The organism is Niameybacter sp. (assembly GCF_036655075.1).
Taxonomy (GTDB): domain Bacteria; phylum Bacillota; class Clostridia; order Lachnospirales; family Cellulosilyticaceae; genus Holtiella.
Genome location: NZ_JAVVQU010000077.1, coordinates 1 through 6,474, shown reverse-complemented (window position 1 = coordinate 6,474; position 6,474 = coordinate 1). Strand labels below are relative to the sequence as shown.

The 6,474-nt window shown below is 37.7% G+C and carries 5 protein-coding genes; all 5 read right to left on the bottom strand.

Features of this window, described 5'->3' with window-relative positions:
• Positions 1 to 31: 31 nt before the first annotated feature.
• The 5 genes from RRY75_RS13535 to RRY75_RS13515 all read right to left on the bottom strand — a co-directional run bounded on the left by RRY75_RS13535 (position 32) and on the right by RRY75_RS13515 (position 6,286).
• Complete coding sequence (locus RRY75_RS13535; RefSeq protein WP_332493287.1) at positions 32 to 316, bottom strand: hypothetical protein; 285 nt, start codon at positions 314 to 316, stop codon at positions 32 to 34.
• Positions 317 to 431: 115 nt separating this feature from the next.
• Positions 432 to 1,826, bottom strand: a complete 1,395-nt coding sequence (gltA, locus tag RRY75_RS13530; RefSeq protein WP_332528024.1) for an NADPH-dependent glutamate synthase — start codon at positions 1,824 to 1,826, stop codon at positions 432 to 434.
• The gene (locus tag RRY75_RS13525) at positions 1,819 to 2,655 is read right to left on the bottom strand and encodes a sulfide/dihydroorotate dehydrogenase-like FAD/NAD-binding protein (protein WP_332493289.1); all 837 of its coding nucleotides are present in this window, start codon (positions 2,653 to 2,655) and stop codon (positions 1,819 to 1,821) included. Before RRY75_RS13525 ends, gltA begins: the two co-directional genes overlap by 8 nt.
• Positions 2,656 to 3,343: 688 nt before the next feature.
• Positions 3,344 to 4,693: an NADP-specific glutamate dehydrogenase gene (gene gdhA, locus RRY75_RS13520; RefSeq protein ID WP_332528025.1), complete on the bottom strand. Its 1,350-nt coding sequence runs from the start codon at positions 4,691 to 4,693 to the stop codon at positions 3,344 to 3,346.
• Between the two features lie 252 nt (positions 4,694 to 4,945).
• Positions 4,946 to 6,286, bottom strand: a complete 1,341-nt coding sequence (locus RRY75_RS13515; RefSeq protein ID WP_332528026.1) for a L,D-transpeptidase family protein — start codon at positions 6,284 to 6,286, stop codon at positions 4,946 to 4,948.
• Positions 6,287 to 6,474 lie beyond the last annotated feature (188 nt).

Here is a 6,474-nt window from a genome sequence, read left to right as displayed (position 1 = left end):
GTATAAGCACTAGTGCATTTTATTTGAAATCTTAATAGTTTGGTGTTACTGTTGTACCTGTACCTGTACCTTTAGTACCATAACCGGTCACACCATTGTTATAGCCATCTTTGTTATAAGTGCCATAACCAGATGTACCATTATAGTAACCACCATTATTATCATAGCCATTCTTATAACCTGTACCATAATTACCATACCCATTATAACCGTAGCCATAACCATCGTATCCTGTTGTAGAATCATAACCTGCAGCACAACCAACAAATGATAACATACTTACTGCTACTAACATTAACATGCATGCTTTTTTCATATTGCATTCTCCTTTGCTAAATAAATGTTATGAGTTTAGTATAAGCAAAGTGCAATATTTTATACTTATAGCTTTGAGTATATTCCTTGTCAAAAATTTTCAAACTAAAAATTCACTATTTAAGAGTAGTATTTAATTTTTCATGAATGGCATGAGCCGCTTTTTTACCTGCACCCATGGCAAGAATAACTGTAGCCGCACCGGTTACAACATCTCCACCTGCATAGATGTTGGCTTTACTCGTTTCCATAGTTTCTTCATGAACAATAATCCCACCCCACTTTTGCACATCTAAGCCAGGTGTTGTACTACGAATCAGTGGATTTGGGCTTTGACCAATAGCAATAATCACCGTATCCATTTCAAGCAGATGATTACTATTTTCTTTTTCTACAGGACGTCTTCTTCCTGAAGCATCTGGAGCACCCAGTTCCATCTCTACACACTCTAAGTGGCTCACAGCACCTTCACTACCATGAATTTTAGTCGGATTGCATAAAAGCTTGAAGATAATCCCCTCTTCTTTGGCATGATGGATTTCTTCACGTCTTGCTGGAAGCTCTTCCTCTCCACGTCGATAAACGATATAGACGTCTTTAGCACCTAGGCGTTTTGCTGTACGTGCTGCATCCATGGCCACATTTCCACCACCTACAACAGCTACTTTATTACCTACAAAGATAGGTGTTGGTGCATTGGGGAAGTCATAAGCTTTCATGAGGTTAGAGCGGGTTAAAAATTCATTGGCAGAATAGACACCATTTAAGTTTTCGCCTTCAATGCCCATGAAGTTTGGAAGGCCTGCCCCACTGCCTACAAAGACAGCGTCATAGCCTTCTTCCATTAATTCATCAATCGTAATACTTCTACCAACAATAACATTTTTTTCAATATGTACACCAGAGTCTGCAATTTTTTGAACTTCTTTTGCTACAAGTTGTTTAGGCAATCTAAATTCAGGAATACCATAAACGAGCACACCGCCTACTTCGTGAAGTGCTTCAAAAAGGGTGACTGTATAGCCAAGTCGTGCCAGTTCACCTGAACAAGTTAAGCCTGCAGGGCCTGCACCTACAACAGCTACTTTTTTCCCATTTGATGAAGCAGGTTTAACTTTTTGATCTAGATGTTCTATTACATAGTCGGCTACAAAACGCTCAAGGCGACCAATAGCTACAGGTTCACCTTTCTTGCCACGTACACATTTCCCTTCACATTGATTCTCTTGGGGGCAAACACGTCCACAAATAGCAGGCAATGCATTTTCACGAGTAATGACTTCATAAGCTTGCTCAAAGTGCCCTGCTGCTACTTCTGTAATAAATTCTGGAATGGGTACATTCACAGGACATCCTGCTACACAAAAACGTTGCTTACAGTTTAAACATCTTGTTGCTTCTTCCATAGCCATTTCTTCGGTATAACCAAGGGTCACTTCTTGAAAGTTTTGATTACGTACGTTTGGTTCTTGTTCAGGCATAGGCACCTTATCTAAACGCATATTAGGCATGGTTTTCACCTCCTCGTTTCATACGACAAATATGTTCTTCTTGTTTTTTATACATGGTTTGACGACGCATGGCCTCATCAAAATCTACTAAAAAGCCATCGAAATCAGGCCCATCTACACAAGCAAACTTCGTTTTGCCACCTACAGTAACACGGCAGCCACCGCACATACCTGTGCCATCAATCATAATGGGGTTTAAAGACACCATCGTTGGAATCTCTAATGGTTTGGTGATTCCAACAACTGCTTTCATCATTGGAAGTGGTCCAATAGCAATAACTTCATCATAGACATGCCCCGCTGCTAGAAGTTGGTTTAAGACATCTGTTACAAAGCCATTTGTACCCAAAGAGCCATCATTGGTTGCAAAGTAAAGGTGCTCACAAATACCTTCAAATTCATCTTGTAGAATGACATAATCTTTATCACGTCCACCTAGAATTACGTCACAGGATACACCTTGTTCTTGAAGGGCTTTAATTTGAGGATAAAGTGGTGCAGCACCGACACCACCGCCAATACCCAGAACACGCTTTTGAGCATGCAACGTAGCCGGAACACCTAAAGGACCTGCAAAATGGGCAATTGTATCACCTACTTCTTTTTCAGCTAACTTTTTAGTAGAGTAGCCTACAACTTGATAAATAATAGAAACCGTTTCAGCCTCACGGTCATAGTCTTGAATAGTTAGTGGTATACGTTCATCACCCTCATTGGCACATAAAATAATAAATTGTCCTGGTTCACATTTACGTGCAACGTAGGGTGCATGAATCACCATTTTTTCTACTATATGATTGAGTTTTTGTTTTGCTATAATTTGATACACGATAGCCTCCTATGCAATTTGTAATATTTTTATATGGTGTTCAACGTGTAAGTCAATGTACATTTCCCCAATACACCATTTTGTAAAAGTTTTAGAACGTGAATATGTATATTCATCTGTTAGAAGAGGCATGTTAATGCATGCTAAAATAGTGTAATTCTAATTAAAGTCGAGTTGGATACGTTCGGCAATATCCGTAAGTGCTTGGACTGCTAAAACTTTAGTTACTGTTAAGTAATCTAAAATAACTTTTAAATCTTTACAATGTACCTCATATTTTTCAATGACTTCGGGTGCTACATTCCATACATTATTCCAAGACCCTAGATAGACACAAATTTTGTTATAGTTAAACTTATAAAGTTTTTAATCATAAAATCTGTTAAGAGTTGTTACCCACCCACTATAGTTAAACAAGTGTTTAGGTCAATAACAGGCTCGGCTGTTACCATGTCCGGCAAACATCTTGTAACTGAAAGATCAAATTTATACCTAGTATCTCTCCCTATCTAACATGTAATCTATCTGTCTAATAATTATATTATAGTATAATACAATTACGATGAATAGGCAAAGTTGATAAAAAATACTACCTTTTGTCGAAAATAATTATTCTAAAGTAAAGGCTCCCTAAAAAAGGCAAGGAAAGTCATTCTACCTTTTTTGAGGAGCATGTGCCATTCTTAAATTAGTAGGCTACACCTTGCATATACATAGCATCTGCTACTTTTAAGAAACCAGCGATATTTGCACCCAGCACATAGTTATCTGGTTCACCATATTCTGTTGCTGCACCACGTGCACTCGTATGAATAGACTTCATAATATTTTGAAGTTTGGCGTCCACTTCTTCAAAGCTCCAGCTATATCGGAGGCTATTTTGAGACATTTCAAGACCGGATGTAGCAACCCCACCTGCATTAGCAGCTTTGCCTGGTCCAAATAAAACACCACTGGTTAAGAAAATATGAACGGCTTCTGGGGTACAAGGCATATTCGCTCCTTCTGCAACAGCTTTTACGCCATTGGCAACAAGCGTTTTGGCATCATCTTCATGAAGTTCATTTTGTGTTGCACAAGGCAATGCAATATCACATGGAATCTGCCAAATGCCTCGACAGCCCTCTGTATAGTTTGCATGGGTTCTTGTATTAACGTATTCTGCAATACGCTTTCTTTCCACTTCTTTAAGTTGTTTCACAAGGCCTAGGTCAACTCCTTCTGGGTCATAAATATAACCATTAGAATCGCTTAAACCTACAACCTTAGCACCAAGCTGCACTGCTTTTTCAGCTGCATAGATTGCAACGTTACCAGACCCTGAAATTACAACGGTTTTTCCTTCAAAAGAATCCTCACGTGTTGCGAGCATCTCAGCAGTAAAGTAGCAGCAGCCATAGCCTGTCGCTTCTTTACGTGCTAAAGAGCCACCATAGGAGAGCCCTTTTCCTGTTAAGACACCTGTAAATTCATTTTGAAGACGTTTATACTGACCATACATAAAACCAATTTCACGTGCACCTACACCAATATCCCCTGCAGGTACATCCGTAAATTGACCAATATGTTTGGCAAGTTCAGTCATAAAGCTTTGACAAAAACGCATAATTTCATAGTCTGATTTGCCTTTAGGATCAAAATCACTACCACCTTTACCCCCACCCATAGGTAGACCTGTTAAAGAGTTCTTAAATGTTTGTTCAAAGCCCAAGAATTTGATAACACCAAGGTTTACAGAAGGATGGAAACGTAGGCCACCTTTGTAAGGTCCAATAGCACTATTAAATTGAACACGATATCCTCTATTCACTTGAACTTTACCTGTATCATCTACCCAAGAAACTCTAAAGATAATGATACGTTCAGGTTCTACCATACGCTCAAAAATACCTGCATCTATGTATTTAGGGTTCTTTTCAGCTACTGGCTCCATGCATAGCAAAACCTCTTGAACAGCTTGATGAAACTCTGGTTCCGCAGGATGATTAGTAATCACACGATTCATTAAATCTGTCATATAAGTTGTACGAAATGTCATAACAGTACCCCCTTCTATTTGAAAATTAGTTTAATAGATATCACACTAATTTTTTATAGTAGTATATTATCATATTCACGAAAAATTGCAAGATAATTTTAAAATGTTTCATGTTTTTGTTTTCTTAAATGTATTATCTCGGTATTTTTTTATACTTTCATTCAAAATATGAAAGTATAACGTTATATTGATGCATTTTATAGCTAAAAAAAGAGAGTAGATAGCCTACTCTCTTAAGTTTTATGTACATAACTACTCATGAATAACTACCATGGTGTCATTGGGCAATGTTTCATAGAGCCATAGAGCATCTTCTTCTCGCATGACGATATCTCCCTCCGTCTGCCCTTCGCCTAACCTATTAAGCACATCCATTTTAATATGCCAGTATTCGTCTCGTGTCATACCATGAATACGAATTTGCTCAGACAACATGATCCAGTAGTTACCACCTTCTTGGGCATCTTCTGAAAAATATTTATCTCCTTTAGATTGTACATAAAAAGTACCACGAATGGTCGGTGTTTTCTGGCTACCACCTGAACATTGAATATGTTTAATGTCTTCTGTGCCTTTATAGACAATCATTTCTTGATTTTTTCCAAGTTTTACTTCAGCCCAATATCGGTCTTGACTTAGGGGTTGTGTCGTAAAATAAATAGCCATAGGGTCACTACGCTCACCAGAAGTTGCTTCTATTTGCACAATACCATCATAACGTGTATCAGGCAAAAGAAGGGATTGGGGATAAAATTCTGCATGATATTCAGATTTTACATCACCAACAAGCATTTCATTATTAAGTTCTAAATAGGCCGATTTCATAGGCGTCTTACTCAGAACAGTAATACGGGGATATAGTCCTACCCATTTACTTCCAATAACAGGTGAGACTTCATCAATTTCAGGTTTAATATCTGTCTTCAAAATGATTTTTTGATTTTCTTTAAGCATTACATTAGACTGTGAAGGCATACCTTTTTTAAAGGTTAATATGTACTTATGATCATTTTCTAAAGGCTTTTTAGGTGTAAAGTTAAAACGAGTATAGTCTATTACTGTTTTACCACCTTCAGTATATTTGACAGGTTCAATAATAAACTCTGCATCGGAAGACAAAAAGTGATGCAAGATATCTTTATTCATAGGTGTATTGAACTCAACTTGAAACGACTGAGTCGTTGCAATAAGTATTTCATCTACTGGAGATACAAGTTGAATATCACTTTGAAATTGAATAGGAATCATGGCCTGTTTAGTCATTTTACCATACTGTGTAGGGGCATGATCAATAATAAGTTGAACCTTCTGACCTCGTATAGAACCTGCCTCTTTTAACTTGAGTTGACATACGCTAGAGCTTAACCAATTAGTAGAACAGGTGAATTCTTCTGTATAGCCCAATTGATTTTGAATTTTAATTGTATCTTGAAAAGCATCTTTATCCATAGGAAATAAGAAATTGATGGTAACTGTTGCACCCTCGGGGCCTACTTTTACCCAATGAAAATTTAAATCTCGCACAATAAATAATGCAAGCGTTAACAACACTAGTGTTAAGGCGCTTAAAAAAAGTGTTTTACTTGGCCTCATCCTCTCACCTCACATAGCTTTCTAAAGTATATATATGAGAGAAGACGGACAAACATACCTTAAATTTTGGACAAGAAACAAAAAGATAGATAAAATGAACAATAAAAAAAGCATCTCCTATGAGATGCTTTTGATGCCCAGAGCCGGAATCGAACCAGCGACACGAGGATTTTCAGTCCTCTGCTCTA

Excerpts from the sequence above, each read along its gene's own strand:
- RRY75_RS13515 (WP_332528026.1), bottom strand. The coding sequence starts at position 6,286 with ATGAGGCCAAGTAAAACACTTTTTTTAAGCGCCTTAACACTAGTGTTG.
- gdhA (WP_332528025.1), bottom strand. The coding sequence starts at position 4,693 with ATGACATTTCGTACAACTTATATGACAGATTTAATGAATCGTGTGATT.
- RRY75_RS13535 (WP_332493287.1), bottom strand. The coding sequence starts at position 316 with ATGAAAAAAGCATGCATGTTAATGTTAGTAGCAGTAAGTATGTTATCA.
- gltA (WP_332528024.1), bottom strand. The coding sequence starts at position 1,826 with ATGCCTAATATGCGTTTAGATAAGGTGCCTATGCCTGAACAAGAACCA.